Source organism: Streptomyces sp. NPDC056361, from assembly GCF_042262805.1.
GTDB lineage: Bacteria > Actinomycetota > Actinomycetes > Streptomycetales > Streptomycetaceae > Streptomyces.
Window position 1 is genome coordinate 16,026 of record NZ_JBHJQI010000002.1, and the last position, 25,981, is coordinate 42,006.

The following is a 25,981-nucleotide window of genomic DNA, read 5'->3' on the forward strand; positions in this document are numbered from 1 at the left end:
CCGGCGGGGGCCGCCCCGCGGCCCGCGCGCCGCGCGTCCAACAGCCTGGCGAAGTGAAGGAGTCGGTACGGTGAGCGGTGCTCCGGAGCCCGTGGAGGAGGGCCTCTACCGGGTGCGGAACGTGGCGAGCGGGCTGCTCCTGGAGGTGTACCAGGGGTCGAAGCGCAGCGGCGCCAACGTGCAGCAGGGCACCGGGAACGGAACTCCCGGGCAGCACTGGCACATCGCGCCCGTGCCGAACGGCGGCGGACTGCACCACCTGGTGAACGCGGCGAGCGGGAAGCGCCTCGACGTCGCGAACGCGTCCACGGAGAACGGCGCGAACATCCAGCAGTGGACGGCGAACAACTTCGGCGCTCAGGAGTGGATCATCGAGCAGGACCTCCAGTCGCCGGGGACGGTGGCCCTGGTGAGCTTCGTCAGCGGGCTGTTCCTGGAGGTCGCCGACGGGTCGATGGAGGACGGCGGCGACGTCCGGCAGTGGGAGGACACCGACTCCCCGTTCCAGTGGTGGCGGCTGGAGCCGGTGTCCTGACCCGTCGCGTCAGGACCGTCAGCCCTTGCGGGCGGTGTGGACCGTGCGGGCCGTGAGGTGGAACAGGTCGCCGCGGTGGTGCAGCGACGCCTGGTCGGCCGGGTCCAGGAGCCGGTCGAGCGTGGCCTTGTCGTCCGCGTCGAGCCGGGCGCCGAAGCCGTCCCGCAGACGCGTGTAGTGGGAGACCGCCAGCTCCCGTACGACCGGGGACACCGGCGCGGGGATGTCGGTGAGGAAGGTGCGGGTGCCGGCCGGGGTGAGCCCGGCGCCGGCGAGGAGGGCCCGCCAGTCGTCCGGCTCGTCCTTCGCCCCGGGAAGATCGGCGCGCATCTCGCCGAACCAGTCCGCGTTGGCGGCGTCGAGCCGGGCCTCCAGGCCCGGCCGGCCGATCCCGATGTGCCAGGGCAGGTGGCGCAGGGGCAGACCGCCCTCGACGAGGACCATCAGGCCGCCCGGGTTGAGCAGTTCGGCGAACGCCGCGAGCGCGGCCCCCTGATCTCCCATGTGGTGCATGGAGTTGCCCGCCCAGATGATGTCGGCGCTCCCCAAAGAGCCGATGCCCTCCGGGAGTTCGGCGTGCAGGGTCGAGACCCGGGCGCCGAGCCCGCGGGCCTCGGCGTAGGAGCGGGCGCGGGCGAGGAGTTCGGGGCTGCCGTCGACGGCCACCGCCTCGGCGCCCGGGAACGCCTGCGCGAGCAGGCTCGTGACGACGCCCGGGCCGCTGCCGACGTCGAGGATCCGGCGGACGCCCGGTGCCGGGGCGAGCGTGCCGAGCCATGCGGCCGCGTCCGCGTACGCGGGGCCCGCGACCTCGGCCTGCCGCTCCAGGAGCGGGGCCAGCTCGGCCCAGTCGAGGTGGGTGCTGTCGTGGTGGTGGCCGCCGTGGCCGTGCCGGTGGCCGCCGGAGTGCCCGGCGCCGTGCGGGTCGGCGGCGTCGGTGTGCGCCTCGGTGCCGTCGACGTGCGTCTCGGTGTGCTGGGTGCCGTGGCCCTCGCCGTGCGAGTGGCCGGAGTGGGATCCGCGATGCTGGCTCATGCGCCCAGGGTGCGTCGGGGCCGCGCGGAGCGCGAGAAATGTTGCCGGTCCGGCAAACGGCACCCGGCGGTGTCCGTCACTCCCTGGCGGTCCGGTGCTCCTGCGGGCTGATCCCCCGCACCCGCTTGAAGGCGGCGCTCAGGGCGAACGCGCCGCTGTAGCCCACCCGCCGGGCGACGGACTCGACCGTGGCGTCCGGCTCGCGCAGCAGGTCGGCGGCGAGCGCGATCCGCCAGCCGGTGAGGTACGCCATCGGGGGCTCGCCGACGAGGGTCGTGAAGCGGCGGGCGAGCGCGGCCCGGGACACGCCCGCCTTCGCGGCGAGCGAGGCGACGGTCCACGGATGGGCGGGGTCGTTCTGGAGGAGCCGGAGCGCCCGGCCGACGACCGGGTCGCCCATGGCGCGGTACCAGGCGGGCGCCTCCGCGCCGGGCCGGGCGAACCAGGCGCGGACGGCGGCGATGAGCAGCAGGTCGAGGACCCGGTCGAGGACGACGGACTGACCGGGCTCGTCGCGGGAGATCTCCTCGTCGAGGAACGGCATGAGGGGGCAGTTCCACACGTCGGCGGGCAGGTGCACGAGGCCCGGCAGGGCGTCGAGCAGCCGGCGGCCGACCTCGCCGTCCATCAGGTACGTGCCGACGAGGACCGTCGTGCTGCCGTCCGGCGCGTTGCCCCACGTGCGGACACCGAGCCGCATGCTCTGGGAGAGCGGCTCGCCGCTGAGGGTGGTGCAGGTGCCGTCGGGTCCGATCCGGGCGCGCGGCGGCGCGTCGGGGGTGTCGGCGACCGTGTACGGCTCCGGGCCGCGGGCGATGGCGATGTCCCCGGGGCGCAGGAGGACGGGAGCGCCGGCGTCGGGGACGATCCAGGCCTCGCCGTCGGTGACGCACATGAGGCAGATCGGGGCCTCGTCCTCGATGCGCACGGACCACGGCGGTTCCATGATCATGCGCAGCAGGAAGGCGCCCTTGGCGCGTGGACCGTCGAGGAGTCCGGCGAGTGCGTCCATGGTGGGCAAGGGTAGAGCGTGCGCGCGGGTGAGACGCAGGCGTAGGCCCGTGAGACGGCGGAGCATGGGCTGCGGGGGCCGCGGGCGGGAGTCTTGAGCCATGACGACGAACACGCAGCAGACGCAGCCCGCATCGACCACCCGCGCCACGACGGTCCTGGTGACCAGCGCCACCGGCAAGACCGGGCGGCGCGTGGCCGAACGCCTCGCGGCACGCGGCGCCACGGTCCGCGCCGGGTCCCGCACCGGGGCGACGCCCTTCGACTGGGAGGCCCCGGACACCTGGGCCGCCGCGCTCCGGGGCGCGGACGCCGCCTACGTGGCCTACTACCCCGACCTGGCCGCCCCCGGCGCGGTCGAGGCGATGGAGACCTTCGGCCGGCTGGCCGTGGAGAACGGCGTACGGCGGCTCACGCTCCTGTCCGGGCGCGGGGAGCCGGAGGCGGTCCTGGCGGAGGAGTCCCTCCGCGCGGCGGCCTCCGGCGCCGAACTGACCGTCGTACGGGCCTCGTTCTTCGCGCAGAACTTCTCGGAGGGGCTGCTCGCGGAGGGCGTCGCCGAAGGCGCGGTCGTCTTCCCCGCCGGGGACACCGCCGAGCCCTTCATCGACGCGGACGACCTCGCGGACGTCGTCGTCGAGACCCTGACGGCGGACGGCCACGCCGGGCGCGTGCACGAGGTGACCGGCCCCCGGCCCGTGCCCTTCGCCGAGGTCGCCGCGGAGATCTCCCGCGCCTCCGGCCGCCCGGTGGTCTACGCGCCGGCGTCCGAGGCCGACTACGCCGGGATGCTCGCCGGGTTCGGCCTCCCGGCCCCCGAGGCGGAGTGGCTCGCGGCCCTGTTCGCCACCCTCCTCGACGGCCACAACGCCCACGCGACGGACGGCGTCAAGCGGATCCTGGGCCGCGAGCCGCGCTCCTTCGCCGACTTCGCGACGGAGGCGTGGGGCGGGCCGACCGCCTGAGACGACGGGCCGGGGGCGGGGACGGGGCAGGCCGGGGGCGGGGGCCGGGCGGGCGGGGCGGAGCTCCCCTCAGCCGTATCGCTCCGCCAGCGTCCGTACGGTCGCGGCGATGCTGTCGCGGAGGTCCTCCGGAGCGAGGACCTCCACGTCCGCGCCGAGCCCCAGGAAGGTGTCGTGCGCGTGCCGCGGCGACTCCACGGGGAGGGTGGCGCGGGTCCAACCGTCCGGTTCGGGGGTGCCGGTGGCGGCGAGGGCACGGGCGGCGGCGCCGGTGAGCCGGGCGGCGCCGCGCGCGGAGATCCGTACGACGGCCTCGCCCTGGTGGAGCCGCCGGTGGAAGTCGGTCCGGCTCGCCCGCCAGTGCGCGGCGAGGTCGAAGTCCGCCGGGATCACGGCCTCGTCGTCGGTGACGGTGAGCGCGAGGACCTGGTCGACGCGGTAGGTGCGCGGCCCGGGTCCGGCGATCAGGTACCAGCGGCCGGCCTTCAGCACGAGACCGTACGGTTCCAGGCGCCGGTCGACGTCGGTCGGCTCCTTCCAGCGCCGGTAGCGGACCTCGAGGACGCGGCCGGCGCGGACGGCGTCGGCGACCTCCGGCAGGAACGGGGTCTCGTCCCCCTCGTCGTACCAGCCGGGGGCGTCGATGAGGAAGCGGGCCCGCAGCCGGTCGACGTGCTCGCGCAGCGCCGCCGGGAGGGCCGCGCGCAGCTTCAACTGGGCGTCGGCGAAGTGCGGTCCGAGCCCGAGCCCCTCGGCGGCCCCTGGCATGCCGGCCAGGACCAGCGCCTCCGCCTCGGGCGCGAAGAGGCCGGTGAGACGGGTGCGGTGTCCCGGCAGGAGCCGGTAGCCGCCGCGGTGCCCGGCGTCCCCGTACAGCGGGACGCCGGCGGCGTGCAGCGCCTCGACGTCCCGGTAGACGGTGCGGACGGACACCCCGAGCTCCTCGGCGAGCCGGGCGGCGGTCATCGGGCCGCCGGTCTGGAGCAGCAGGAGGATCGAGAGGAGACGGCTGGACTTCACTGACACAAGGTGTCAGTGAAGGGCTCGTACGGTCCAGCCATGGCTTTCGCAGAGAAGAACCTCCTCACCCTGCCGCCGGTCGAGATCGCCGGGCGCCGGCTCAAGCGCTACCACGTCACCTCCGATCCCGCGGGCATCGAACCCGAGGTGGAGCGGGCCGCGTACGCCCTCCTGCCGGAGCTGCTCCCGGAGCCGGACGGCACTCCGGCCGCGGGCTTCGTCGTGCTGCACCGCGGCGGCGACACCGGCGCCTACCTCAACACGTACAGCTGGGTCTGGGACAACGTGCTCCACTTCCGCGGCGCGGCCGCCGGCCAGCCCGCCCTCGACTGCCCCGACACCGACCCCGCGCACTTCGTCCCGACCGAACGCCCCTGGATCGGCTGCGTCTGGGAACTGGCACCGCTCGGCCACGAACGGGACGCCTGGATACGGCACATGCTCGCGCCGGACACCCCCGACCTCGCCGCCTACCTCGGGGACGCGCTCCCCTCCGGCACGACGGACACGGGAGCGGGCTCGTGACGCACGGCGGCTTCGACTTCCTCGACGGGGCGTGGACGGTCCGCAACCGGCGCCTCGCCGACTTCCTCGACCCGGACAGCGGCTGGGAGGAGTTCGACGGGCACACCACGGGCCGGCTGTTCTGGGACGGGCGCGCCCATGTCGACGAGATCGCCTTCCCGTCGAAGGGGTTCAGCGGCCTGACGCTGCGTCTGTACGAGCCGGAGACCGGCGAGTGGACTCTGAACTGGTCCGACACCCGTACGGGAACGCTCTACCCGCCGGTCAGGGGTCGGTTCGCCGAGGACGGGACGGGTGTCTTCGAGGGGACGGACAGCTACGCGGGACGTCCGGTCCGGGTGCGGTTCCGCTGGTCCGGGATCGGCCCGGACACGGCCCGCTGGGAGCAGGCGTTCGCGCCGGACGGCCCCGGGGACGGGGCCCGGTGGGTGACGAACTGGGTGATGGAGTTCGACCGCGCCGACGGATGAGGGCTCGGCCGCGCCGACGGGTGACGGCTCGGCCCCGCCGGCGCGTGACGGCTCAGCCGCGCCTGACGAAGGACGCCAGGCGGTAGCGGGGGGCGGGGCGGCGGCGGTCCTGGTCCGGGAGGGCGCCGAGGGCGGCGGCGAGGTTCTCGGTGGTCGCGGGGTCTCCGCCGAACCAGGAGGCGAAGTAGCCGGCGCGCAGCTTCCGCACGGTGTCGCGCGGGGTGGCGCCCTGGCCGTGACCGGTGAAGTGGGCACCCGACGCGGGGGCGAGACCGTGGGCGGCGGCGTGCGCGGTGACGAGGTCGGTGCGGTCGGAGGCCGGTGCGGCCGAGCGGAGCGGGCGGAGGACCTCGTCGATGTCGCTGCCGACGTCGTGGGCGGCGTCCTTGTCGACGGTGGCGACGAGGACGCCGCCGGGCCTCAGCACGCGGGCCGCCTCGGCGACGATGTCCGGTGCGAAGGGGACGAGGTGCAGCAGCCAGACGGCGGAGACCGCGTCCACCGAGGCGTCGGGCAGCGGCAGCCGCCGGGCGTCGGCCCGCACGGTCCGGCCGGGGACCCGTCCGGCGGCGGCCCGCAGCATCGCCTGGGCGGCGTCCGCCCCGTACACGCTCAGGCCGGGCCTGGCGAGCCGCTCGGTGACGAGGCCGGTGCCGCAGGCCAGGTCGAGCAGGGTGCGGGCACCGGCCGGCACCAGGGACAGGACGGCCCGCGCCGCGGCCTCGGCCCGGGGCACGCCGCCCCGGGTCCGGTCGTAGTGCGCTGCCTCTGCCTCGTAGTCGAGCACGGTCTCAGCCATGCGGATGATCTTACGAGCGCCGGGGCGCGGGAGGGTCAGTTCGCGCCGTGGCCCGGGGCGATCCCCTCGACGCGCTCGGCGAGTTCGAAGTCCTTCTCGGTGACGGCACCGCCCGCGGAATGCGTGTTCACGGAGAGGGCGACCGTGTTGTAGCCGAGCGTGAGGTCGGAGTGGTGGTCCAGCTCCTGCTGGATCTGCGCCACGTGCACGACGAGGGCCGTCGCGGCGAAGTGGTCCCCGAGCCGGTAGGTCCGGGTGAGCCGGTCGTCGGCGACGGACCAGCCGGGGAGCTCCCGCAGTCGGTCCTCGATCTCCTTCTGCGACAGCGGCTGTGTGGCCACGGCGGTGCTCCCTCCGGTCGGGCGGTGCGGGTGACGGGGTGACGGACAGGGGCCCCGGAAGAAACCTACCCGGGTCCCCCTCTGAGATACCGTCTGACCATGACAACCGTCGTGAGCGACACGGGCGTAGGGCCACTGCTGCGCGGGTGGCGCGAGCAGCGCAGACTCAGCCAGCTGGAGCTGGCGCTGCGCGCGGACTCCTCGGCTCGGCACATCTCCTTCGTCGAGACCGGCCGCTCCCGGCCGAGCGAGGAGATGGTCCTCAAGCTCGCCGAGCACCTGGACGTGCCGATGCGGGAGCGCAACGCCCTGCTGCTCGCCGCCGGATACGCCCCCCGCTACGCGGAGTCGCCGCTCGACGCCCCGCGCCTGGAGGCACTGCGGGAGGGCATCGAGCGGCTGCTCCAGGGCTACGACCCGTATCCGGCGCTCGTGGTGGACGGCTCGTACACGGTCGTGGCGGCCAACCAGGGCATCGGCCTGCTCCTCGCCGGGCTCCCCGAGCACCTGCTCGCTCCCCCGCTGAACGCCATGCGGATCACCCTCCACCCGGAGGGCCTGGCCCCCCGGATCCTCAACCTGCGCGAATGGCGGCACCACCTGCTCGCCCAGATGGAGCGTCAGATCGGCCTGGCGCGATCCGAGTCGCTGCGCGCGCTGTACGAGGAGGTGGCCGCTTACCCGCTGCCGCCCGGCGCCGAGGCCGACGACTCCCCGGAGGAGGAGCCGTACCCCTACTTCGCGCTGCCGATGCGGATCGCGCACGACGGGCGGGTGCTGTCCTTCGTGTCGTCGATCTCCACGTTCAACACCCCGATGGACGTGACCGTCGCCGAGCTGGCCATCGAGACCTTCCTCCCGGCCGACGCGGAAACGGTCGCGTACCTCCAGTCGCTCAGCGACTAGCCGCCCGCAGCGCCGCCCACTGCAGCCCGGCGAACCCGGCGACGGTGGCCGCCTGCATCGGCGTCCACAGCAGCCCCGCCGTCGTCGGCTCCAGCCAGGCCACCAGGGCGACGACGCTCAGCAGCGCCCACACCACGTTGGCGTCCACGACCGCCTTCACCGCGAGCGCCGCCGGCCGCCGCCTGCTCGCCAGCCACGCCACCCCCGCGGCGAACGCCGTCAGGAACAACCCGAGTTTGAACAGCAGCCCCGCGTCGACCCCCAGGAGCTCCCCCAGCGGACCGGACGCGGCCACGTACGCGATCCCGTTCGCCCCCGTCACCACCGCGTCGAGCGCCAGGAAGCGGCGCACCGCCACCTCGGGTCGGGTCGTGCGAGCGAGACCGGCGAGCAGAGCCTGGGACATGGCGGATCACCCTCCATGGGGGACGTTCGTGCTGGTAGTGGTCCCGAAGCCCGAGCGGAGTGCGCCGCCCGGGTTCCGGTGACCACGAGCATGCCGCCCGGCACGGAGGGCGTCGATTACGTCGGAGGTAATGCCGGAGGCAATACGGGACGCGATGCGGGATGCAAAGCGGGATGCCATGCGGGGGGTAATGCCTTCAGCGGTGCCGGAGTTCGGACGGCGCGCCGGCGGGGCGGGGGCGTGGGTATTGTTCGCGCCGGGGTGGCCGAGAGAGGTCGCTTCGGAGGGGGATGAAGAGATGGCGTGGAACAGGGAACGGGCCCGGATGGTGGCCACCGCTGACGATCACAAGGTGACGCCGGCGGAGCTCTTCTTCGACCTGGTGTTCGTGTACGCGATCACCCAGGTCACGGCGCTGATGGCGGCGGCGCCGTCGCCGGTGCGGGTGGTCGGCGGGATGGTGGTGCTCGCGCTGCTGTGGTGGTGCTGGTGCTGCTTCGCGTGGCTGGGGAACGTCGTACGGGCCGACTCCGGGGCGCTGTTCGCGGTGGTCGTGACCGTGATGGCCGTCGTGCTGATCGTCTCGCTCGCCGTGCCCGAGGTCTTCACGCACGCGCCCGGCGGATTGCCGGCGCCGCTGCTGTTCGTGCTCTGCTACGGGTCCGTGCGGTTGCTGCACCTCGCGTCGTACTGGGTCTCCAGCCCCGGCGACCGCGCGCTGCGCGCCACCCTGCGCCGTACGGCGCTGGTGTCGGTCGCTCCCCCGCTGGTGCTGCTGCTGATCGGGAGCGCGTACAGCGGCCGGGTCCAACTCCTGCTGTGGCTGGGCGCGGTGGTCGTCGACTACGGCGGCATCTACGTCACCGGCTCGTCCGGCTGGCGGGTCAACTCACCCGGGCACTTCGCCGAGCGCCACGGCCTGATCGTCATCATCGCCCTCGGCGAGTCCATCGTCGCGATGGGCGTCGGCGTCGGCGACTTCCCCCTCACCTACGCCGTGCTCGGCGCCTCGGCCGCCGGGCTGCTCCTCTCCGCCGGGCTGTGGCGGCTGTACTTCCGGCAGCTCGGCGAGGCCGCCGAGCACCGCCTCACGTCCCTCGACGGCGACGACCGCACCCGCTTCGCCCGTGACGTGTACACCTTCCTGCACCTGCCGCTCGTCGCCGGTGTCGTCCTCTGCGCCCTCGGCATGAAGAAGGTCCTGCAGCAGGTCGCCGACACCGGCCACTACGGTCTCGCCGAGCCCCTCCACGGCGTCGTCGCCTGGTCCCTCACCGGCGGCGTCGGCGTCTTCCTCCTCGGCTCGGCCGCCATCGTCCTCCGCACCTCGGGCCGCCGCCCCACCGCCCTCGCCACCGGCGGCGTCTGCTGCCTCGCCGCCGGACCCCTCGTCGGTCTCGTCCCCGCCCTCCTCGCCCTCACCCTCCTCGCCGTCGCCGCCGCCGGCCTCGTCGGCCTGCACGGCCGCCGCACCCCGACGCCGGTCGGCGCGGCGGAACCCGCCTGAGACACGAGCAAGGCCGGGCGACGACGGATGACGGCCGCCCGGCCGGGCACTGAGCCGCAGGATCAGCGGCCGGGCTCTTCCCGCGACGGGCGCGGATCGGGCCCCGGGGCGGGCGTCCGGGTGGCGGCTGACCGCGTGGCGGTCGACCGGGGGGCGGTCGACCGGGGGGCGGCCGTCCCCGTGGCGGGTTCGGGTGCCGAGCTGTCGGCGCGCTGTGCGCGGGACGCCTCGGCGCGCAGCAAGGCCTGGAGGACGGCGTACGGGTCGACGGGCATGACGAAGCTCCTCGTGGTGCGGGGGTGATGTCAGGACGAACTGCCGGGAGGTCCTCCGGGCCTCTCAGCAGCGCATCACCACGCACCGAAGGGCGTCACCGCGCGGGGCGGGTACGGGAGTCGGGGCGGAAGCGCGGAAGGGCCTACGGGCTCCGCGAGGGCGCCGCCTGCCGGAAGCCGGCCGGACTCCCCTGCGGTGCCGTCGCGCCCGACCGGGCAGCCAGACCCCACCGGCCGCCGGTTCGTGCGTCTCCCCGCCGACGTCGGACGCCGGGGCCGCCGCGGCGGGCCGGAGTTCACCCCCGCCGCCGAGCGCCCCCGCCGCACCGGCGCCGAACAGCGCGCCGAGGACGATGAGCAGCACGATCCACCGGTGCCGAGCCGATCCCGGACGCACCGGCCGACCCGCCGCACGGGCGGGCCCACGGGTCGTCCGTCGCACGGGGCTCACGGTGAACCGTCCTGCCCCGCGAGCACCTCAAGGAGGCGCGCCGAACGCCAGATCCGCCCGAGCGGCGTAAGGACTTTCCCTCGGCTCCACGGGAGGCACACCCGCGGAAGACAGGTCCGCGGGAGAGCCGTCTCGGCGTGCCCTCAGGCGATGGTCACCGTGTGGTGGGACTGGAAGAGCCCGTCGGGGAAGGGCTCCGTGTAGACCGTGCCGGGGTTCATCGTGGCCAGGTTGGTGATGAGCTGTCCCGCCGCGTCCGTCCTGCGCGCCGCGTTGCCCGCATACTTGTGCGACCAGTGCCCCTCGGCGTGCCAGCGGTAGAAGTGGAAGTCCCGCATGCCCTGCGGAAAGGCGGGCGTGGGTGCGAAGCGGCCCGTGTACAGGGCCACGATGAGCCGCATGCTCCCGGTGCGGCAGGGGTAGCCGTACAGCGAAAGCCCGTCTTTGTAGAGCCCGACGGCGACCTGGTAGCCGTACACGGTCGCCAGGGGAATCTCGTATCCGTGCGCACGGCCCGGCCGTGCGAACCTGTTGACCGGAAGGCCGACCGCGTACGCGTAGCAGTTGTTGTACGGCTCGACCGTCGGCTGGTTCCAGAACGCCGGGTCGAAGGGCGCGCTGTCATAGGGACAGGACACCGCTCTCTCACGGAGGACGCTCAGCTGCTCCAGCAGCTTCTCGCTCAGGCCCGTGCTCGCCGTCTCTCCGGGCGGCGCGTGCTGCGTCGCCGTGTCCGGCCCGTTGCCGATGGCTCGCGCGATCTCCGCCTGCGCGGTCTCCCGGACCCCGTCCGCGTACTCCGTCGATCCCACCGCGACCCCGCCTCCCTCCCCGAGGTCGTACGGGATCGTCCCGAGGAGCCGGTCGGCCAGTTCCGCTCCGCCGAGCGCGTCCTTGGCCCCGCCTCCTCCGAGTTTGAAGCTCCGGGGAAGGTCCCCGAGTGCGACGCCCTCGGTGCCGAGGCCGTCGACCAGGTCCACCCGCAGACCGCGGAAGCCGAGGCCGGTGTGGCCGCTGTCCAGCTCGGCGAGGGCGTCGCGCTCTGCACCCAGGAGGGCCACCAGCTCGCGCACCCGGTCGGGATCGGTGACCTCCCAGGTGGGATTCGGCCGCCCCGAGAACATGTCCACTGTCAACCGCAGACCCATGATGTCGACTCCTTCGTCCCTGCTATCCCGTAGCGGGGGTCAGACAGAGGTCCTGCGTCGTGCCCTCCATGGTCGACCTGACCAGCACGACGTACAGGTTGAGGTATCCCTCGCGCATGATGCGGACGCCGTACCCCTCCCATCCGCCGGGGACGACGGCGTGGAACTGGGCGTCCCAGCCGAACAGGTAGGTGTTGATCCCGTCGGTGATCCAGGACCACGGCAGCGGCGCACCGGTCACGCAGTCCCCCAGCCGGAGCGTGACGAGCCAGTCCGAGAACCCGCCCTCTTCCGTGACCTGCGCGGACTCGCCGCCGAGGATCGTGCCGTCGCCGAAGTACCCGGCGCTGCTCTCGGCACCGGCGATCCTGGCGGCCGTGCGGGCGAGCTCCGTGCGGACCGGGTCGGCGCGGAGCGCGTTCCCCCGGCCGGGCGTCCCGGCCTCCCGCAGCGCGGTGTGGACGGCCGCGGTGAGCTTGACGGCGAGATCGCCCTCATCGGTCACCGGGAACAGCTGCTCCGGTACGTAGGGCCTGAGGGAGCTCACATCCAGGTGTTCCCCGCCGATGGTCAGACGCCCGCCGTCCACCTTCTTCTCCAGGTCGTCGAGGCTGGCGAGAGGCAGCAACTCCTTGAGCTGGAGGCCGATTTCATGCGTCAGAGCGGCCTCGGGACTGGCTTGCAGCAGCAGCGTCTCGAAGGACGCGTAAGGGTCACGGGCATTCTGGTTCACCGTCATCAGCTCCTGGCTCCGGTCACCCCGGGTGATGAATGCGACCGTGGCGCGAACGCAGAGTGCCTACGGGAGGGGAGCTGGGACCGAGAGGCCCGGAGGCGTGTCCTGGGCTCGGTACCAGACGGCGCGCCGCGCCTACCTCATCAGTCTGTTCCCGGCAAAAGCGGGTCGCAAGTCGGCGCTTCGGCCCGTGCGTCGGGGCGTGAGAGCGTGTCCGGTGTCGTGGACGAGGCGGGGGCGACCGGCGAACGGGCTCTGGAATCAAGGGGTTTTGTCCGGCGTGACCGACTCGTCGACCGGCAGAGCCCCTTCCCCTTCCCGCGCGGAGGAGGAAATCTCCAGCGGCACCTGCGGACCCGACGACTCGCGCAGCCAGCGCCGCAGGACACGGTGCACACGTTCCGCGCCGACCAGCTCCTCCCCCGCGCCGACGGGTGGCGAGAGGTCGGGAGGGGAGAGGAGGAAGGGGTGGGACTGCTCGCCGCCGAGGCCGCCGTGGGAGCCGATCTGTTCCTCGAAGGCGTGGACAGCGCCGGTCGCGGGGTCGTACATCGAGTTGACCATGATGTCGGCGACGTGGGGGAAACCGTCGGTGCGCCGGACGGCGTCGGCCGCGCCGCGGCCGAACACGGCGAGGGGGCCCGTGTCGGTCAGCTCCGCGACGGGCACTTCGGCGCCGTCGCGGGAGAGCACGACCGAACCGTGCTCGGCGCTCGCGACGAGGAGGAAGCCGACGCCGGGGTGGTGGGCGAGGGTGCGGAGGAGCGCGGGGTGGCGCCGGTCGATCTCCTCGCGGGTCATGCGGTGGGGCACGTCGGGGAAGGAGACGAGGCCGAGGTTGCCGGAGGCGAGGACGAGCGGCTCCGAGAGCTTGGCGGGCAGTTCGCGGGCCTCCTCGCCCGAGTCGTCGACCGGCCGGTGGAGCGCGCTGCGCAGCGCGTCCCTGGCGGCGTCCCGCGCCTCCGAACCGCTGCGGGTGCGGCGCACCCGGCGCGACACCGGAAGCCCGCACCCGGCCCGTACGAGGTCCTTGAGGGTCAGCCCGTACGCCCCTTCGAAGGTCTCGCCGGGGCTCTGGCCGTGGTCGGAGAGGAGGACGATGCGGTACGGCCGCGGGGCGTGCTCGGCGACGGTGGCGATGAGCCCGATGGCGCGGTCGAGGCGGCGCAGGACCTGGTCGGTGTCGCGGCCGTGCGGGCCCGAGTGGTGCGCCACCTCGTCGTAGGCGACGAGGTCGGCGTAGACGGCGGTCCGCCCGGCCAGCATGTCGCCCATCACGGCGGAGACGACGACGTCCCGCTCGACGACCGTCGCGAAGGCGCGGACGAAGGGGTACGTGCCGCCGCGCGAGACGCGCGGGGTCTCGCGGCGCAGCCGGGCCCGGGTCGACTGGAACATCTCGCGGACGCACTCGGTGACGAGCGATCCGGCGGTGCGGACGGCGTTGGCCGGGTCGGCGAAGTAGGCGAAGTAGCCGGCCCGGGAGCGGTTGCGCCGACCGCGCCGGGCGGCCATCGAGAGGACGAGCGCGAGCTGGTCGGCGCCGCCGCTGAAGAGGTTGCCGCGGGACGCGCCGTCGACGGTGAGCAGCCCGCCGTCGCCGGTGCGGCGCACGGCCCGGCGCTGGAGCTCCACGGCACTGGCCGGCCGGTTCGACACCATGACGCGGCCGGTGTCCTTCTCGTACCAGCGGAAGGCGGGCACGTCCTCGTTGCTGCCGTGCAGGATGCCGAGCTGGCTGGCACCGGTCTGGCTCGACCAGTCGGTGCGCCAGGGGGTGAGCCGGTGGCCGGTGTCCAACCAGCCCGCGACGGTCGGCATGAGGCCGTCGGCGACGGCGCCGCGCAGCACGTGGTGGCCGACGCCGTCGAGCTGGAGGAAGACCGTCCCGGGGACGGCCTCCGGGGCGTCGCCGGGGTCGCGGGGCCGGGTGCGGCCGGTGAGCCGGTACAGGCGGCGGCTGTAGGCGTCGTCGTCGCGCACGGCCAGGGCCGTGGCCGTGGCGGAGGCGACGGCGGACATGACGGCGGCGACCACGACGGCGGTCTCGGGGTCGGCGGCGCCGCGCCCGTCGGGGATCAGCCACAGCGCGACGATCAGCAGCGAGCCGTTGAGGAAGAAGACGAGCAGGCCGAGGACGAGGGCCGGGACGAGCAGCAGGGCCCGGACGAGCAGCGGCCAGACCAGCGCCCCGAGCAGACCGAACGCGCCCGCGGCGGTGGCGGCGGTGAGGGCCGTCCTCGTGAAGCTGTCGCCGTCGGCGGACTGCAGCTGGAAGTCGGGCAGCAGCCCGGCCAGGACGAGCATGGTGAGTGTGGACACCGCCCACACCGCGACCACCCGCGTCACCGTCCTGCCCGCGGACCGCCAGCGGTCGGCGCCACCCCATCGCCCGTCACCCACGCCCGCTTCACCTTTCGCCCGTTTCCTGCCCCAAGCGTGGCACAACGCCCACGTCCGGGTCGGCGAACGGGTGACGGCCGGCACCCCGGGTGTGTCAGGTCGGCCGCGCCGAGGCGCCGTGCCGGACCGGACCACGTCGGGTGGCGCCGTGCCGGACCGGATCGGACCCGCCGGATGCCGAGGCGCCCTGCCGGACCGGATCGGACCCGTCAGGTGCCGTCGTAGCCCGCGGTCGGCATGGAGAGGCGGCGGTGGACGCCGGCCTTGGCGGCGGCGTCGTAGGCCGGTTCGTCGGGGCGGACGGTCTCGACGCGGACCCCGCGGCGCTCGCACTCGGCGCGGAAGCCGGGGACGGAGGTGAGCGCGCGGGCGAGGACGCGCTCGTTGGCGGCGACGAAGAGGTCGACCGCACCCGCCTCCACGTCCACCCACAGTGCCTCGTGGTCGGGCCTGATGCCGTAGAACAGCAGCTGGCGGGCGATCACGTACCCCCTGTCGTCGGCCCAGCGGGCGCAGATCGCGTGCTGGGAGCGCGTGTCGACAAGGAAGGGGTCGCTGTCCAGCTCTTCGAGCGGGGTGAGGCTGGCGATCGCCGCCACCCGAACGTCGTCCATGGACCGACCCTACTGGGGAACGGCACGGCCGAACATCCTCCGGAGCACGCTCCGGACATTTACCCTCGTTACGGAGTTACGGAACGGCCGCGGACATCGGGCGCCGCGGCCGGGGCACCCGAGGACGGAAGGCGGCATGCCGGTGGAGGTCACCTGGTGGGGTCACGCGACCTGCACGGTCGAGGACTCCGGGGTCCGCTTCCTCACCGACCCGCTGTTCACCCGCCGCCTCGCCCATCTGCGGCGGCGGCGCGGCGCCCTGCCGCCGCCGGAGGCCGCCCGCGCCGAGGCCGTCCTCGTCTCGCACCTGCACGCCGACCACCTCCATCTGCCCTCGCTCGCCCTGCTCCCGCCCGGGACGCGGATCATCGTGCCGCGCGGCGCGCCCGCCGCGGTGCCGGGCCTGCGCAGGCTCGACGGCAACGGGCTGCGGCTGACGGAGGTGGAGCCGGGCGACACGGTGACGGTGGAGGGCGTGACCGTACGGGCCGTGCCGGCGCTCCACGACGGGCGGCGCCTGCCGGTCGGGCCGCACCGGGCCCCTGCGCTCGGGTACGTCGTCGAGGGCGAGGCGCGGACGTACTTCGCCGGGGACACCGGGCTGTTCGACGGCATGGCGGAGGCGGTCGGGCCGGTGGACGTGGCCCTGCTGCCGGTCGGCGGCTGGGGTCCGTACCTGGGGCACGGCCACCTCGACGCGGGCCGGGCGGCCGAGGCGCTCGCCGCGCTCTCCCCCGCGGCGGCGGTGCCGGTGCACTACGGCACGTACTGGCCGATCGGGCTCGACGGCGTCCGGCCGCACGAGTTCCACGCCCCGGGGGACGAGTTCGTCCGGCACGCGGCGCGGCTCGCCCCGAAGGTGGTGGTGCACCTGCTGGGCCACGGCGAGCGGGTGCGGCCGGAGGTAGCCCGGTGATCGGTGGGTTCACCGGTGTGGTCACGGCGGTACGGGAGCTGCCGCCGGAGTCGACGCAGCAGGCCGTCGGCTACCCGTCGCTGTTCCTGCTCGTGGCGCTGGGCGCGCTGGTGCCGATCGTGCCGACGGGTGCGATCGTCAGCTCGGCGGCGGTGGTCGCCTTCCACCAGAGCTCGCCGACGGCGCTGCTCATCGTCTTCCTGGTGGCGGCCTTCGCGGCGTGGCTCGGCGACACGGCGCTGTACTGGCTGGGGCAGCGCGGGGTCCGTTCCCGCAACGGTTCGCGGTGGCTCGCCGCGCTGCGCGGCCGGGTCACCCCCGAGCGGCTCTCCCAGGCGCAGGAGCGGCTGGAGACTCATCAGGTGTCGGTGCTCGTGCTGTCCCGTCTGGTGCCCGCGGGCCGGATCCCGGTGATGCTGGCCTGCCTGCTCGCCGAGATGCCGCTGCGCCGGTTCGCCCGGGGTGACCTGGCGGCCTGTCTGGCGTGGGCGGCGACGTACCAGCTGATCGGCGTCCTGGGCGGCTCGCTCTTCCCCGAGCCCTGGCAGGGTGTCGTCGCGGCGGTGGGCCTCACGGTGCTGGTCAGCGCGGTCCCCGGCCTGTGGCGGCGGCTCCGCGGAGGACGGCGGACGGGAGGGGTACGGGCCCCGGGGACCGGGTCCGGGGAGAGCGGCGGCGCGCCCGGGAACGGTGCGTCCGGAAGCGGCGGCGTGTCAGCCGACGGCGGCGCCTCAGAGAACGGTGCCTCAGAGAACGGCGTCTCCGGGAATGGCGTCTCCGGGAATGGCCTTTCAGGGCACGAGCACCCGTGAGCCGCCGACCGGCAGGTCCCAGAGCTCCTCGCGGGGCAGCCCGGCCTTCTCCCAGGCGGCCCTGACGCGGGTGAGGGGTTCGAGGACGGGTTCGGAGGAGAGGACGAAGGTCGCCCAGTGCATGGGGGCCATCCGGCGTGCGCCGAGGTCCTGGTGGGCGCGGACCGCCTCCTCGGGGTCGGTGTGGACGTCGCTGAGCCACCAGCGCGGGTCGTACGCGCCGATGGGGAGCAGGGCCAGGTCGATCCCGGGGTAGCGGCGGCCGATCTCGGCGAACCAGTGTCCGTATCCGGTGTCGCCGGCGAAGTGGACGCGGCGCCCGGAGCGGTCGGTGAGCACCCAGCCGCCCCACAGGGAGCGGCAGGTGTCCAGGAGGGTGCGCTTGGACCAGTGGTGGGCCGGGACGAAGTCGAAGCGGACGCCGTCGAGTTCGGCCGCTTCCCACCAGTCGAGCTCGGTGACGCGGTGGAACCCCCGGCGGGCGAACCAGCGGCCGAGTCCGGCGGGGACGAAGACCGGGGTGTGGCGGGGCAGCCGTCTGAGGGTGGGAGCGTCGAGGTGGTCGAAGTGGTTGTGGCTGATGACGACCGCGTCGACGGCCGGCAGGTCCTCCCAGCGGACGCCGACGGGGGTGAGCCGGGCCGGGGTGCCGAAGATGCGCCGGGACCAGACCGGGTCGGTGAGGACGGTGAGCCCGCCGATGCGCAGGACCCAGCTGGCGTGCCCCGCCCAGGTGACGGCGAGCGTGTCGGGGCCCGCGGGCGGCAGCGGGCCGGGTTCGAACGGCAGCAGGGGGATGTCGCGGAGCCCTTCGGGGCGGGGGCGTACGGCGCCTTCGCGGGCGAGGCGGGCGAGGGCGCGGACGCCGGGGAGGGGCGCGGTGAGCCGGTCGACGAAGGTGCGGGGCCAGTCGTGGCGCAGCCGGCCGACGGGCTGGAGCACCGGGGTGGGGGCCGGAGCGGGTGCGGTGGCGGGAGCCTTGCCGGGATCGGGGTGGGGCGCGGACTGTGCGGCCCGGGCGGGATGTGCCGTCCGTTCGGTCATCTGCGGGCTCCGTTCTGCGCGGCTCGGGCGGGGCGCCGCCGGTGCGGCGGGCGGTGGGCGGGGTTCCGGCGGTGCGGGGTGCGGGGTGCCACGTACCAGTGCGGGGTGCGGGGTTCGAGGTCCGGTCGGGCGCCGCTCGGGCACGCGGTCACCGGAGTTCCTCCAGGGCTCCCTCGAACTCGGCCATTTTCCGGGCCACATGGGGAAGGTCGAGGGGGTCGCGCGCGTCGAGGGCCTCGGCGCGTTCGGTCTCGGTGGTGCCCAGGAACATGGCGGTGCCGAACCTGACGCGGAGGGCGCCGGGTTCGTCGCCGAAGCGGTGGCCGCCGGGGGCGGGGGCGCCGAGCCGTGCGGTGAGGTGGCTCTCCAGGTCCAGGGAGTCGGTGACGCCGCGGGCGGCGAGGCCGGAGCGGAGCGGCCCGAGGTCGGCGTAGAGGTGGCGGCCGGCCTGCGGGGGCCTGGCGAGGGCCCCGGCGGCGAGGACGGCGCGGTGCGCGGCCGCGGCGAGCCGCCCGTGGACGGCGGCGGCGTGCCGGGCGCGCACGGTGACGTCCTCGGGTTCGTCGAGGGCGTGCGCGGCGGCGGGGGCCACCGGGCCGGGAACGACGGCCCCGAGGACGGTGAGGACGTCGAGGACACGGGCCCTGGGGTCGGTCCATCGGTCGGCGCGCGAGGGGTCCGTGGGCGGGAAGCGGGCGACGGCGCAGGGCCAGGCGACGGGGGTGAGGGCGCCGCCGAGGTCACTGAGGACGGTCACGTCGTCGGGGCACATCTCGGCGGGGCCGAGGAGCACGGTGTCGTGGGGGTGGTGGAGGGTGTCGCGCCAGGTCTCGTCGCTGATGACGTGCAGTCCCTCGGCGACGGCGGCCTCGCAGGCCTCGCGGACGATCTCGGGCGGGGCGACGGTGGCGGTGGGGTCGTCGGCGACCGAGAGCAGCAGGACCCGGGGGTCGCCGCCTTCGGCGCGGACGCGCCGGACGGTCTCCAGGAGGGCGTACGGGTCGGGGACGCCGCCGCACTCGGCGGGGGTGGGCACGTGGTACGCCGGGCGGCCGAGGAGCCGGGCCTGCGGGGTCCACCAGGCGGGGCAGGGCCGGGGCAGCAGGAGGTCGCCGCCGTGGGCGGCGAGCAGGGCGAGCAGGAGGGCGGGGGCGCCGGGGGCGGCGACCACGTCCTCGGGGTGGGTGCGCAGGCCGCGGCGCCACCAGTAGCCGGCGGCGGCCTCCCGGAGGACGGGTCCGCCGCCGGGCGGCTCGGCGACCGTCCGCGCGGCGGCCGCGGCAAGGAGGGCGGCGAGTCCGGGCAGGACGGGCAGGCCGGTGTCGGGCGCGGGAGGGCCGTAGCGCACCGGGCCGCGGCCTTCGGGAGCCGTCTGCCGCATGTCCCGTACCTCCTGAGCGCACGGGGGCGCCGGGCAGGCACCCCCGTGCCCTTTATACGAAGGTTCGGGCGGTTCCGCCGCTTCAGACGACGGTGATCGGGTGACGTACGACCGCGTTGAAGAGGTACCCCTGGGTGTTGTGGACGGCCCGCTCGGGCTGGGTGTTGCCGGCGGCGTCGGTGGTACGGGAGAGCAGGGTGCCGGGTCCGGTGGTGTGCGGGCGCCACGGCACGGTCCAGCGGACCCAGCCGTCCTTGCGGGGGGTGTCGAGGAGCCGGGCGTGGCGCCAGTGGGCGCCGCCGTCGGTGGAGACCTCGACGGTCCGCACGGGCGCGAGGGCGGACCAGGCGCGTCCGGTGAGCCGGTGGACGCGGTCGGACTCCAGGGTGGCGCCGAAGGGCAGCTGGTAGGCGGACTTGAGGGTCTGGCGGCTGATCGGGGCGCTGCCGCCGGCCGGGTGCGCGGGGCCGAAGAGGCGGTACCAGTCGGTGGACCAGGGCGAGCTGAGCGGACGGGTGGAGACCTCGATGTCGCCGAGCCACTTGACGGACGCGATGCCCACCCAGCCGGGGACGACGAGCCGGACCGGGTAGCCGTGGTCGTACGGGAGCGGTTCGCCGTTCATCTCGTACGCGAGGATCACGTCGTCGAAGGCCTTGGCGACCGGCAGCGGGCGCCGCACCCGGCCGTAGTCGACGCCGCCGGAGACGTACGGGTCGTCGAGGCCGCGCGGCTGGAGGTCGACGGCGTCGCGGGCGATCCCGGCGCGCCGCAGCACGTCGGAGAGGCGGACGCCGCGCCAGCGGGCCGCGCCGACGGCGCCGAGGGTCCAGGAGGTGCCGGTGACCGGCTCGCCCTGCTGGCTGGTGTAGAGGCTGCGGCCGTTTCCGGCGCACTCGATCAGGGCCGTACGGGTGACGGAGGGCAGGTCGCGCAGCTGGCCGTAGGTGAAGTGGACGGGGCTCCGGCCGTGGAGGCCGTCGCCCCAGAGGGTCAGCCGCCAGTCGTCGGCGTCGAGCACGGGGGTGCTGGTGTGGTTGCGGACGAAGAACCGGTCGGCGGGGGTGAGGAGGCCGGTGTCGCCGAGGGCGTCGTACCGCGCCTCGGCGTTGGTGCCCCGGACGGTGAAGTGCTCGGCCGGGAGGGCCTTGACGATCCCGGGCGCGGCGGCGGCCGTCGCGACGGGTGCGGCGGCCACCGTCGCGGGCGCGGCCGGTGCGGGCACCGTCACGGCGTGCGCGGGTGCGGCGGCGGCGAGCCCGCCGACGGCGGAGACCGCCGGGCCCGCTGCGATCAGCTTCAGCAGGGAGCGGCGGGCGGGCGCGGGCGAGTACGGCACGGGACTCCTCGGCACGTGGGAGGGGCGGACCGCCGGGCGGCGGCGCGCCGATCCTAGGGGCGCGGGCCGGGCCCGCACGGCCCGTTCATATTCCTGTCATACACGGATTCGTCAGGTCGGGCAGCCGCCCGTCGGCCTGCCGGTCGGGCGTGCGGGAAATCGTGAGCGGACGGCCGTCCCCCGGACCGACAATGTCGCATGCCGATACGCGAAGCACTTCCCGAGGACGCGGCCGCGCTCGCCGCCGTGCACGTCCGGTCCTGGCGGGCCGCCTACCGCGACCTGCTCCCCGCCGCGTACCTGGACGCCCTCGACGTCGAGGAGCGTTCCGCCGTGTGGCGGGCCCGGCTGACGGCGCCGGACCGGCCCACGGTGCTGCTGAGCACGGGCGCCGACGGCCGGCCGGTCGCCTTCTCGTGCTTCCGGGCCTGGCCGGACGAGGCCCTGCCCGCCGGGACGACGGCGGAGCTCGCGGCGCTGTACGCCCTGCCGGAGGTGTGGGGCACCGGCGTCGGACGGGCGCTGCTCTCGGCCTCGGTCGGGGCGCTCGCGGCGGACGGGTTCCGCGAGGCGGCCCTGTGGGTGTTCGCGGGGAACGCGCGGGGGCGGAGGTTCTACGAGGCGGCGGGCTGGCGGCCGGACGGCGAGGTCGTGCGCGAGGAGACCGGCGGCGTGGAGCTCGACGAACTCCGTTACCGGAGAGCCCTGTTCAGTTGAGGTGCTGTCCACATTCCAAGACGCCTATCTCAATATTCGGCGGTCGCGCTTACGGTGGTGACACGCACCCACACCGAGGGAGTCGCTTCCATGACGCACGCCTCCGCACCGTCCGCGGCCCACGAGACCGCCGTCTACACCCACGGCCACCACGAGTCCGTCCTGCGCTCGCACACCTGGCGCACCGCCGCCAACTCGGCCGCCTACCTGCTGCCGGAACTGCGCGCGGGCCTGGACGTCCTGGACGTGGGCTGCGGCCCCGGCACCATCACCGCCGACCTGGCCGCGCTGGTGGCGCCCGGCCGCGTGACGGCGGTCGACGCGGCCGACGACGTCCTGGACAAGGCCCGCGCCGTGGCCGCCGAACGCGGCCTGGAGAACGTCGAGTTCGCCGTGGCCGACGTCCACGCGCTGGACTTCCCCGACGACTCCTTCGACGTCGTCCACGCCCATCAGGTGCTGCAGCACGTCGGCGACCCGGTCCAGGCGCTGCGCGAGATGCGGCGGGTGTGCCGGCCCGGCGGCGTCGTCGCCGCCCGCGACAGCGACTACGGGGCCTTCGCCTGGTACCCCGAACGGCCCGCCCTGGACGGGTGGCTGGACCTGTACCACCGCGTCGCGCGCGCCAACGGCGGCGAACCGGACGCCGGGCGGCGGCTGTTCTCCTGGGCCCGGCAGGCCGGCTTCACCGACGTCACGACGACGGCCGGCACCTGGTGCTTCGCCACCCCGGAGGAGCGGGCCTGGTGGAGCGGCCTGTGGGCGGACCGTACGACCGCGTCCGTCTACGCCGAACTGGCCGTGTCCGGCGGCCACGCGACCGCCGCCGAACTGACGGCGATCGGCGAGGCCTGGCGTGAGTGGGGCGAGCAGGAGGACGCCTGGTTCATGGTCCCGCACGGCGAGATCCTGTGCCGGGTCTCCTGACGCACCTACGAGGGGGCCGGACCGCGAACGGACCACCTTGGTCACGGACCGCGAACGGACCGCCTCAGTCCCGGAAGAAGTCGTGGAATCCGAGGCAGTCCGGGTCCTGGAGGGGGCAGTTCGGATGCGGGGTGCGGTCCGGCTCCGGCCGGGCGGGCGCGGGGTCCGCCGAGCCGGCCGCCGCCGGCGGCAGCTCGAACCCGCCGCACAGGCACACGGCGCAGGCACCGGAGAACCGGGGCGCGTCATGGCGGAAGCGCGGGTGGCCGCACCGGCACTCGACCGTCGCCCAGGACGTCATCTGCGGCCCCCGTCCCCCGCGGCGCTCGCCGCGCGGCCCCACGGTACCGCCACCCGCGGCTCCTGCGTCAGTGCGGACGCATCCTGAACTCGTAGGCGTCCGGCAGGGGTTCGTCCGTGAGCTGCGCCCACAGCTCGCCCAGGACCTCGGCGCCCTCGCGCAGGTCGGCGACCTCGAAGCCCGCGTCGAAGACTGCGCGGGCCTCGCCCGTCCTGCCCTCCGCGAGCAGGATCCGCGCCTCCAGGAGCCGGAACGCGCCCCGGCCCCGGACCTCCTCCGGGAGCCTCGCCCACACCTCCCCCGCCGTGCCGGGCCGTCCGGCGGCGAGCAGGGCGCCGATCGCCTCGCGCCCGAGCGCCGCGGCCACCGCGATCCCGTCGCCGGTCCGCGAAACGAGGCCTGCGCCCGAGTGCCGGGCGTCCACGTACCCGTCGTCCAAGTGCCCGGCACCCGAAGGCCCGACACCGGACGGCCCCGCACCCAGGGGCCGTGCGCCCGCGGGCCGGTCGTACGGGGTCCGGTCGTCATGGGTCCGGGCGTACGGCGTCCGGGGGCTGTACGCGGCCCTGGTGTCCGCGAGCCACATCTCCACGTGGCCCGTCTCCTGCGGCCCGACGCCGGCGCGGCCGGCGGCCTCGACCTCGGCCCCGGTCTCGGTGCCGAAGGCCTCGGCGTGCTCGGCGAAGGCCTCCGTGAACCGGTCGGCGGCGCGCGCGGGGTGGCCGTCCTCGCGGTCGGCGACGGCCAGGCAGTACAGCAGGGGCCAGCGGACCTCGGCGTCCCGCAGGCCGCGCTCCCAGCTCCGTACCGCCTGGGCGCGGTCACCGGCGTGCCACTGGGCGATGCCGAGGTGGTACTCGGTGGACGGGTCGGCGGGGGCGGTCTCCAGCATGTCCCGCCACGGGGCGGCCACCAGCGGCGGGCCCGGCGCGGCGCCCTTCGCCGGGGCCGGCAGGACACCGGTGCGCAGCAGCACGCGCCAGGGCTCCTGGTCCGGCCCGATCGTCGACTCGGGGAACGGGGTGCCCGGCAGGTCGTGGCGTCCGCGCAGCACTTCGAGCGCGCCCCAGCCGGAACCGGTCGCGAGGGGCGTCCCCGGCGCGGTGTCGGCGGCGCCCTCCCGCCAGGCCGTGTAGGCCGCGTCGACCGAGGCGCGGGGCAGCGCCGCGGCGAGGGCGCCCTCGACCTCGGTGCGGGCCGCCGTCCAGTCGTCGCCGAGGGCCGTGGCGGGATCGGCGGCCAGCGGCCCGTACGCCTCCAGCCAGCTGAACTCGGCGCCGCCCGCGAGCTCCAGGTGCTCCAGCTGGGTGCGGGCGAGTCCGGCCTGGATCTCGGCGTAGCCGGGGGTGCCGGGCTCGGTCAGCCACTCCTGCCAGCGGCGGCCGCCGCGATCCGCTCCCCAGAGGAAGAGCTTGCGGCCGCGCAGCGGGTCGGTGGAGGTGTGGACGAGGCCGGTGCCGTCGCCGTCGAGGGCCGCGATCCAGCGGCGCTGCCCGTCGGGCAGGTCGTAGAACCAGTCGGCGGCGTGCGTGCCGTTCAGCGGGTACGAACGGTCGGTGCCGTCCTCGGTGACGGGGACGGGGACCCGTCGCAGGCCGCGGTCGTAGCCGTGGTGCCAGGCCGCGTCGGCGGGGGCGAGGATCCGGCGGTCCTCGGGCACGGCGGTGTTCGACCACCAGTAGACGGGTGCGGTGTGCTCGTGGGGGTTGCGGACGCGGATCCCGGCGTAGAGGAAGTCGGAGCCCTCCGGGAGCCAGAGGTCGACCTGGAAGGGGAGGTCGCGCAGTCGTTCCCACTCCCAGAGGCGGAGCATCGGGCCGCCGTCGGGGGCGGGGACGGTCGCGGCGTGGAGGGGCGAGCACGACAGCGCGGTGTGGCCGGTCGCGCCGATGTTCCACTCGATGCCGCCGGAGTACCAGGCGCCGTTGAGCGCGAACGCCGCGGGCTGGAACACCGGGTTGCGGTAGAGGAGTTCGCGCCCGGTGGGCTTGTGGTGCAGGGAGTGGACGCGGCCGCCGAGGCCGGGCAGCACGGTCACCCGGAGCCGGTCGTTCTCGATCACGATCGCGTCGAGGTCCGTGGGGGTGCGCTCGCGCCCGTAGCCGTCGCGCACCGGCGCGGGCAGCAGGCTGCGCAGGGGGTCTCGCCCGATGCCTCGGGCCATGTCGCGCGGCAGGGACGCGAGGGTGTGCGCGTCGACCGCGTGCGTCCCGTCGTGGGGGCGCAGCGCGGGCAGCGGGTTGTCCGGGCCCAACGGGGCCGCGGGCAGCGTCAGTACGGCACGTCGTACGGTCGTCATGGCCCCATGGAACACGCCGGGGTCGGCCGTGACCAGGGGTTCTCCACGTCAGGCTTCGGTAAAGGAGCGGCGGCGCCGGCGGCCCGGATATTCCCGGCGGCCCGGGCGCCCGCCGCCGTACTGTGGTGGGTCGGCGCCGCCCCGGCGGCCGAGGGAACCATGGCACAGGGAGTACGAGGAATGGGCACGCAGCACACCTACCGGGTCATCGTGCGCGGCACGTTCGACGGTCTGTCGGAGGAGAGCCGCACCCGGCTGCTCGCCGAGGTGGACGCGCACGGGCTGACCGCGATGCAGTTCACGGAGGAGGGCTCGCTCGCCTACGACCGGACCCTGAAGCACTTCTCGTACCGTCTGGTCGTCGTCTCCGACGCGGCGGACGGCGACGAGATGGCGGGGGCCCTCGCCGAGGACCGGGTGGAGACCGCGCTCAAGGAGCTCGGCCACGCGCACGGGCCGCTGCGCTCCACCGTGACGGACCTCGACACGATGAAGATCAACTACAAGCGCTGAGCCGCGCCCCGGGGTTCCGGGGCCGTGATCGCCCAGCGTTCGTGGTCCCGCCAGGCGCCGTCGATGAACAGCATCGCCGGCGAGAACCCCTCCAGACGGAAGCCCGCGCGGCGGACGAGCGCGCGGGAGGCCGTGTTGCCCGGCTGGATGTTCGCCTCCAGACGGTGCAGGTCCAGCGGCCCGAAGGCGTACGCCAGGAGCACCCCGAGCGCCTCGGTGAGCAGTCCGCGCCCGGCGGCGTGCGCGAAGGCGCCGTAGCCGAGCGCCCCGCTCCGGAAAGCGCCTCGGACGATGTTGTTGATGTTGACGAACCCGGCGATCCGTCCTCCGTCCTCCCGCGCGCACACCAGGAACCCGGCGCGCGCCGGGTCCCCCAGGAGTGCGCCCGCGTACGCGGCGTACGCCTCCGCCGTGCACGGCGGGAACAGCCAGGGGCGGTGCAGCTCCCGGCTCTCCCGGGCCCGCGCGGTGAACTCCCCCGCGTCGTCGGGCGAGAAGGCACGCAGGCCCACGCGGGGCCCTGCCGCGAGGTACCGGCCGGGATCGTCGGACATGGGGCCAGGCTAGGGGGTGTACGGCGGATCA

The 25,981-nt window shown here is 75.0% G+C and carries 27 protein-coding genes and 1 pseudogene; 11 read left to right on the forward strand and 17 right to left on the reverse strand.

Annotated features, from left to right (window positions below):
* The first annotated feature begins 70 nt into the window (after positions 1–70).
* Positions 71–535, forward strand: coding sequence for an RICIN domain-containing protein (locus ACFCY7_RS00915; RefSeq protein ID WP_376480301.1), 465 nt, complete (start codon positions 71–73; stop codon positions 533–535).
* A gap of 18 nt (positions 536–553) precedes the next feature.
* Here the strand turns inward: ACFCY7_RS00915 and ACFCY7_RS00920 are convergent, their stop codons facing one another.
* Positions 554–1,570, reverse strand: a complete 1,017-nt coding sequence (locus ACFCY7_RS00920) for a class I SAM-dependent methyltransferase (protein WP_376480302.1) — start codon at positions 1,568–1,570, stop codon at positions 554–556.
* A gap of 76 nt (positions 1,571–1,646) precedes the next feature.
* Positions 1,647–2,582, reverse strand: a complete 936-nt coding sequence (locus ACFCY7_RS00925; protein WP_376480303.1) for an AraC family transcriptional regulator — start codon at positions 2,580–2,582, stop codon at positions 1,647–1,649.
* Positions 2,583–2,682: 100 nt separating this feature from the next.
* Between ACFCY7_RS00925 and ACFCY7_RS00930 the strand changes: the two genes are divergently transcribed.
* The gene (locus ACFCY7_RS00930; protein WP_376480304.1) at positions 2,683–3,546 is read left to right on the forward strand and encodes an NmrA family transcriptional regulator; all 864 of its coding nucleotides are present in this window, start codon (positions 2,683–2,685) and stop codon (positions 3,544–3,546) included.
* A 69-nt stretch (positions 3,547–3,615) separates the two neighbouring features.
* Here ACFCY7_RS00930 and ACFCY7_RS00935 read toward each other — a convergent pair whose 3' ends face one another.
* Positions 3,616–4,566 (reverse strand): helix-turn-helix transcriptional regulator, encoded by a 951-nt coding sequence (locus ACFCY7_RS00935; protein WP_376480305.1) that lies wholly within the window; start codon positions 4,564–4,566, stop codon positions 3,616–3,618.
* A 39-nt stretch (positions 4,567–4,605) separates the two neighbouring features.
* Between ACFCY7_RS00935 and ACFCY7_RS00940 the strand changes: the two genes are divergently transcribed.
* Positions 4,606–5,091 carry a hypothetical protein gene (locus ACFCY7_RS00940; protein ID WP_376480306.1) on the forward strand — a complete coding sequence of 162 codons (486 nt, stop codon included), beginning with the start codon at positions 4,606–4,608 and terminating at the stop codon, positions 5,089–5,091.
* On the forward strand, positions 5,088–5,561 hold the full coding sequence (locus tag ACFCY7_RS00945; protein ID WP_376480307.1) for a hypothetical protein: 474 nt from the start codon (positions 5,088–5,090) through the stop codon (positions 5,559–5,561). Before ACFCY7_RS00940 ends, ACFCY7_RS00945 begins: the two co-directional genes overlap by 4 nt.
* A gap of 52 nt (positions 5,562–5,613) precedes the next feature.
* Here the strand turns inward: ACFCY7_RS00945 and ACFCY7_RS00950 are convergent, their stop codons facing one another.
* Together ACFCY7_RS00950 and ACFCY7_RS00955 are read right to left on the reverse strand one after the other, a co-directional pair.
* Positions 5,614–6,360 (reverse strand): methyltransferase domain-containing protein, encoded by a 747-nt coding sequence (locus ACFCY7_RS00950; RefSeq protein WP_376480308.1) that lies wholly within the window; start codon positions 6,358–6,360, stop codon positions 5,614–5,616.
* 35 nt (positions 6,361–6,395) lie between these two features.
* Positions 6,396–6,701 carry a 4a-hydroxytetrahydrobiopterin dehydratase gene (locus ACFCY7_RS00955; protein WP_376480309.1) on the reverse strand — a complete coding sequence of 102 codons (306 nt, stop codon included), beginning with the start codon at positions 6,699–6,701 and terminating at the stop codon, positions 6,396–6,398.
* 99 nt (positions 6,702–6,800) lie between these two features.
* Between ACFCY7_RS00955 and ACFCY7_RS00960 the strand changes: the two genes are divergently transcribed.
* Positions 6,801–7,607 (forward strand): helix-turn-helix domain-containing protein, encoded by an 807-nt coding sequence (locus ACFCY7_RS00960; protein WP_376480310.1) that lies wholly within the window; start codon positions 6,801–6,803, stop codon positions 7,605–7,607.
* Here the strand turns inward: ACFCY7_RS00960 and ACFCY7_RS00965 are convergent.
* Positions 7,597–8,013: a hypothetical protein gene (locus ACFCY7_RS00965; RefSeq protein WP_376480311.1), complete on the reverse strand. Its 417-nt coding sequence runs from the start codon at positions 8,011–8,013 to the stop codon at positions 7,597–7,599. The genes ACFCY7_RS00960 and ACFCY7_RS00965 overlap by 11 nt on opposite strands.
* A gap of 298 nt (positions 8,014–8,311) precedes the next feature.
* Between ACFCY7_RS00965 and ACFCY7_RS00970 the strand changes: the two genes are divergently transcribed.
* A complete protein-coding gene (locus ACFCY7_RS00970; protein WP_376480312.1) occupies positions 8,312–9,520 on the forward strand; it encodes a low temperature requirement protein A in 1,209 nt (402 codons plus the stop codon).
* A gap of 62 nt (positions 9,521–9,582) precedes the next feature.
* Here the strand turns inward: ACFCY7_RS00970 and ACFCY7_RS00975 are convergent, their stop codons facing one another.
* From ACFCY7_RS00975 to ACFCY7_RS00995, 5 genes are all read right to left on the reverse strand, one after another.
* Positions 9,583–9,795, reverse strand: a complete 213-nt coding sequence (locus ACFCY7_RS00975) for a hypothetical protein (RefSeq protein WP_376480313.1) — start codon at positions 9,793–9,795, stop codon at positions 9,583–9,585.
* Between the two features lie 594 nt (positions 9,796–10,389).
* Positions 10,390–11,394, reverse strand: a complete 1,005-nt coding sequence (locus tag ACFCY7_RS00980; RefSeq protein WP_376480314.1) for a hypothetical protein — start codon at positions 11,392–11,394, stop codon at positions 10,390–10,392.
* A gap of 22 nt (positions 11,395–11,416) precedes the next feature.
* Positions 11,417–12,127: a hypothetical protein gene (locus ACFCY7_RS00985; protein ID WP_376480315.1), complete on the reverse strand. Its 711-nt coding sequence runs from the start codon at positions 12,125–12,127 to the stop codon at positions 11,417–11,419.
* 264 nt (positions 12,128–12,391) lie between these two features.
* The gene (locus tag ACFCY7_RS00990; RefSeq protein ID WP_376480316.1) at positions 12,392–14,533 is read right to left on the reverse strand and encodes a phage holin family protein; all 2,142 of its coding nucleotides are present in this window, start codon (positions 14,531–14,533) and stop codon (positions 12,392–12,394) included.
* Positions 14,534–14,742: 209 nt separating this feature from the next.
* The gene (locus tag ACFCY7_RS00995; protein ID WP_376480317.1) at positions 14,743–15,147 is read right to left on the reverse strand and encodes a hypothetical protein; all 405 of its coding nucleotides are present in this window, start codon (positions 15,145–15,147) and stop codon (positions 14,743–14,745) included.
* 136 nt (positions 15,148–15,283) lie between these two features.
* On the opposite strand from ACFCY7_RS00995, the gene ACFCY7_RS01000 reads away from it, so the two are divergent.
* Both ACFCY7_RS01000 and ACFCY7_RS01005 read left to right on the forward strand, forming a co-directional pair.
* Complete coding sequence (locus ACFCY7_RS01000; protein WP_376480318.1) at positions 15,284–16,063, forward strand: MBL fold metallo-hydrolase; 780 nt, start codon at positions 15,284–15,286, stop codon at positions 16,061–16,063.
* Positions 16,064–16,080: 17 nt separating this feature from the next.
* Positions 16,081–16,680, forward strand: a pseudogene (locus tag ACFCY7_RS01005) (DedA family protein); the annotation flags it as partial.
* A gap of 174 nt (positions 16,681–16,854) precedes the next feature.
* Here the strand turns inward: ACFCY7_RS01005 and ACFCY7_RS01010 are convergent.
* From ACFCY7_RS01010 to ACFCY7_RS01020, 3 genes are all read right to left on the reverse strand, one after another.
* Positions 16,855–17,919 carry an MBL fold metallo-hydrolase gene (locus ACFCY7_RS01010; RefSeq protein WP_376480319.1) on the reverse strand — a complete coding sequence of 355 codons (1,065 nt, stop codon included), beginning with the start codon at positions 17,917–17,919 and terminating at the stop codon, positions 16,855–16,857.
* Between the two features lie 148 nt (positions 17,920–18,067).
* Positions 18,068–19,300 (reverse strand): aminotransferase class I/II-fold pyridoxal phosphate-dependent enzyme, encoded by a 1,233-nt coding sequence (locus ACFCY7_RS01015; RefSeq protein ID WP_376480320.1) that lies wholly within the window; start codon positions 19,298–19,300, stop codon positions 18,068–18,070.
* Positions 19,301–19,382: 82 nt separating this feature from the next.
* Entirely contained in the window at positions 19,383–20,639 is a 1,257-nt protein-coding gene (locus tag ACFCY7_RS01020) for a sulfite oxidase (RefSeq protein ID WP_376480321.1), read from the reverse strand.
* A gap of 198 nt (positions 20,640–20,837) precedes the next feature.
* On the opposite strand from ACFCY7_RS01020, the gene ACFCY7_RS01025 reads away from it, so the two are divergent.
* Complete coding sequence (locus ACFCY7_RS01025) at positions 20,838–21,356, forward strand: GNAT family N-acetyltransferase (RefSeq protein ID WP_376480322.1); 519 nt, start codon at positions 20,838–20,840, stop codon at positions 21,354–21,356.
* Between the two features lie 90 nt (positions 21,357–21,446).
* Complete coding sequence (locus tag ACFCY7_RS01030) at positions 21,447–22,283, forward strand: methyltransferase domain-containing protein (protein ID WP_376480323.1); 837 nt, start codon at positions 21,447–21,449, stop codon at positions 22,281–22,283.
* Positions 22,284–22,347: 64 nt separating this feature from the next.
* On the opposite strand, the gene ACFCY7_RS01035 is transcribed toward ACFCY7_RS01030, so the two are convergent.
* Positions 22,348–22,584 (reverse strand): hypothetical protein, encoded by a 237-nt coding sequence (locus tag ACFCY7_RS01035; RefSeq protein WP_376480324.1) that lies wholly within the window; start codon positions 22,582–22,584, stop codon positions 22,348–22,350.
* Between the two features lie 67 nt (positions 22,585–22,651).
* Positions 22,652–24,883, reverse strand: a complete 2,232-nt coding sequence (locus tag ACFCY7_RS01040) for a DUF5107 domain-containing protein (RefSeq protein WP_376480325.1) — start codon at positions 24,881–24,883, stop codon at positions 22,652–22,654.
* A 180-nt stretch (positions 24,884–25,063) separates the two neighbouring features.
* Between ACFCY7_RS01040 and ACFCY7_RS01045 the strand changes: the two genes are divergently transcribed.
* Positions 25,064–25,396, forward strand: coding sequence for a DUF6204 family protein (locus tag ACFCY7_RS01045; protein WP_376480326.1), 333 nt, complete (start codon positions 25,064–25,066; stop codon positions 25,394–25,396).
* Here ACFCY7_RS01045 and ACFCY7_RS01050 read toward each other — a convergent pair.
* Positions 25,384–25,950: a GNAT family N-acetyltransferase gene (locus ACFCY7_RS01050; RefSeq protein WP_376480327.1), complete on the reverse strand. Its 567-nt coding sequence runs from the start codon at positions 25,948–25,950 to the stop codon at positions 25,384–25,386. The genes ACFCY7_RS01045 and ACFCY7_RS01050 overlap by 13 nt on opposite strands.
* Positions 25,951–25,981: the final 31 nt, after the last annotated feature.

Coding starts and splice junctions, on each gene's coding strand:
- ACFCY7_RS01000 (WP_376480318.1), top strand. CDS start 15,284: ATGCCGGTGGAGGTCACCTGGTGGGGTCACGCGACCTGCACGGTCGAG.
- ACFCY7_RS00975 (WP_376480313.1), bottom strand. CDS start 9,795: ATGCCCGTCGACCCGTACGCCGTCCTCCAGGCCTTGCTGCGCGCCGAG.
- ACFCY7_RS00920 (WP_376480302.1), bottom strand. CDS start 1,570: ATGAGCCAGCATCGCGGATCCCACTCCGGCCACTCGCACGGCGAGGGC.
- ACFCY7_RS00995 (WP_376480317.1), bottom strand. CDS start 15,147: ATGGACGACGTTCGGGTGGCGGCGATCGCCAGCCTCACCCCGCTCGAA.
- ACFCY7_RS01025 (WP_376480322.1), top strand. CDS start 20,838: ATGCCGATACGCGAAGCACTTCCCGAGGACGCGGCCGCGCTCGCCGCC.
- ACFCY7_RS01030 (WP_376480323.1), top strand. CDS start 21,447: ATGACGCACGCCTCCGCACCGTCCGCGGCCCACGAGACCGCCGTCTAC.
- ACFCY7_RS01010 (WP_376480319.1), bottom strand. CDS start 17,919: ATGACCGAACGGACGGCACATCCCGCCCGGGCCGCACAGTCCGCGCCC.
- ACFCY7_RS00940 (WP_376480306.1), top strand. CDS start 4,606: ATGGCTTTCGCAGAGAAGAACCTCCTCACCCTGCCGCCGGTCGAGATC.
- ACFCY7_RS01050 (WP_376480327.1), bottom strand. CDS start 25,950: ATGTCCGACGATCCCGGCCGGTACCTCGCGGCAGGGCCCCGCGTGGGC.
- ACFCY7_RS00925 (WP_376480303.1), bottom strand. CDS start 2,582: ATGGACGCACTCGCCGGACTCCTCGACGGTCCACGCGCCAAGGGCGCC.
- ACFCY7_RS00980 (WP_376480314.1), bottom strand. CDS start 11,394: ATGGGTCTGCGGTTGACAGTGGACATGTTCTCGGGGCGGCCGAATCCC.
- ACFCY7_RS01040 (WP_376480325.1), bottom strand. CDS start 24,883: ATGACGACCGTACGACGTGCCGTACTGACGCTGCCCGCGGCCCCGTTG.
- ACFCY7_RS00960 (WP_376480310.1), top strand. CDS start 6,801: ATGACAACCGTCGTGAGCGACACGGGCGTAGGGCCACTGCTGCGCGGG.
- ACFCY7_RS00970 (WP_376480312.1), top strand. CDS start 8,312: ATGGCGTGGAACAGGGAACGGGCCCGGATGGTGGCCACCGCTGACGAT.
- ACFCY7_RS00965 (WP_376480311.1), bottom strand. CDS start 8,013: ATGTCCCAGGCTCTGCTCGCCGGTCTCGCTCGCACGACCCGACCCGAG.
- ACFCY7_RS01015 (WP_376480320.1), bottom strand. CDS start 19,300: ATGCGGCAGACGGCTCCCGAAGGCCGCGGCCCGGTGCGCTACGGCCCT.
- ACFCY7_RS01035 (WP_376480324.1), bottom strand. CDS start 22,584: ATGACGTCCTGGGCGACGGTCGAGTGCCGGTGCGGCCACCCGCGCTTC.
- ACFCY7_RS00950 (WP_376480308.1), bottom strand. CDS start 6,360: ATGGCTGAGACCGTGCTCGACTACGAGGCAGAGGCAGCGCACTACGAC.
- ACFCY7_RS00930 (WP_376480304.1), top strand. CDS start 2,683: ATGACGACGAACACGCAGCAGACGCAGCCCGCATCGACCACCCGCGCC.
- ACFCY7_RS01045 (WP_376480326.1), top strand. CDS start 25,064: ATGGGCACGCAGCACACCTACCGGGTCATCGTGCGCGGCACGTTCGAC.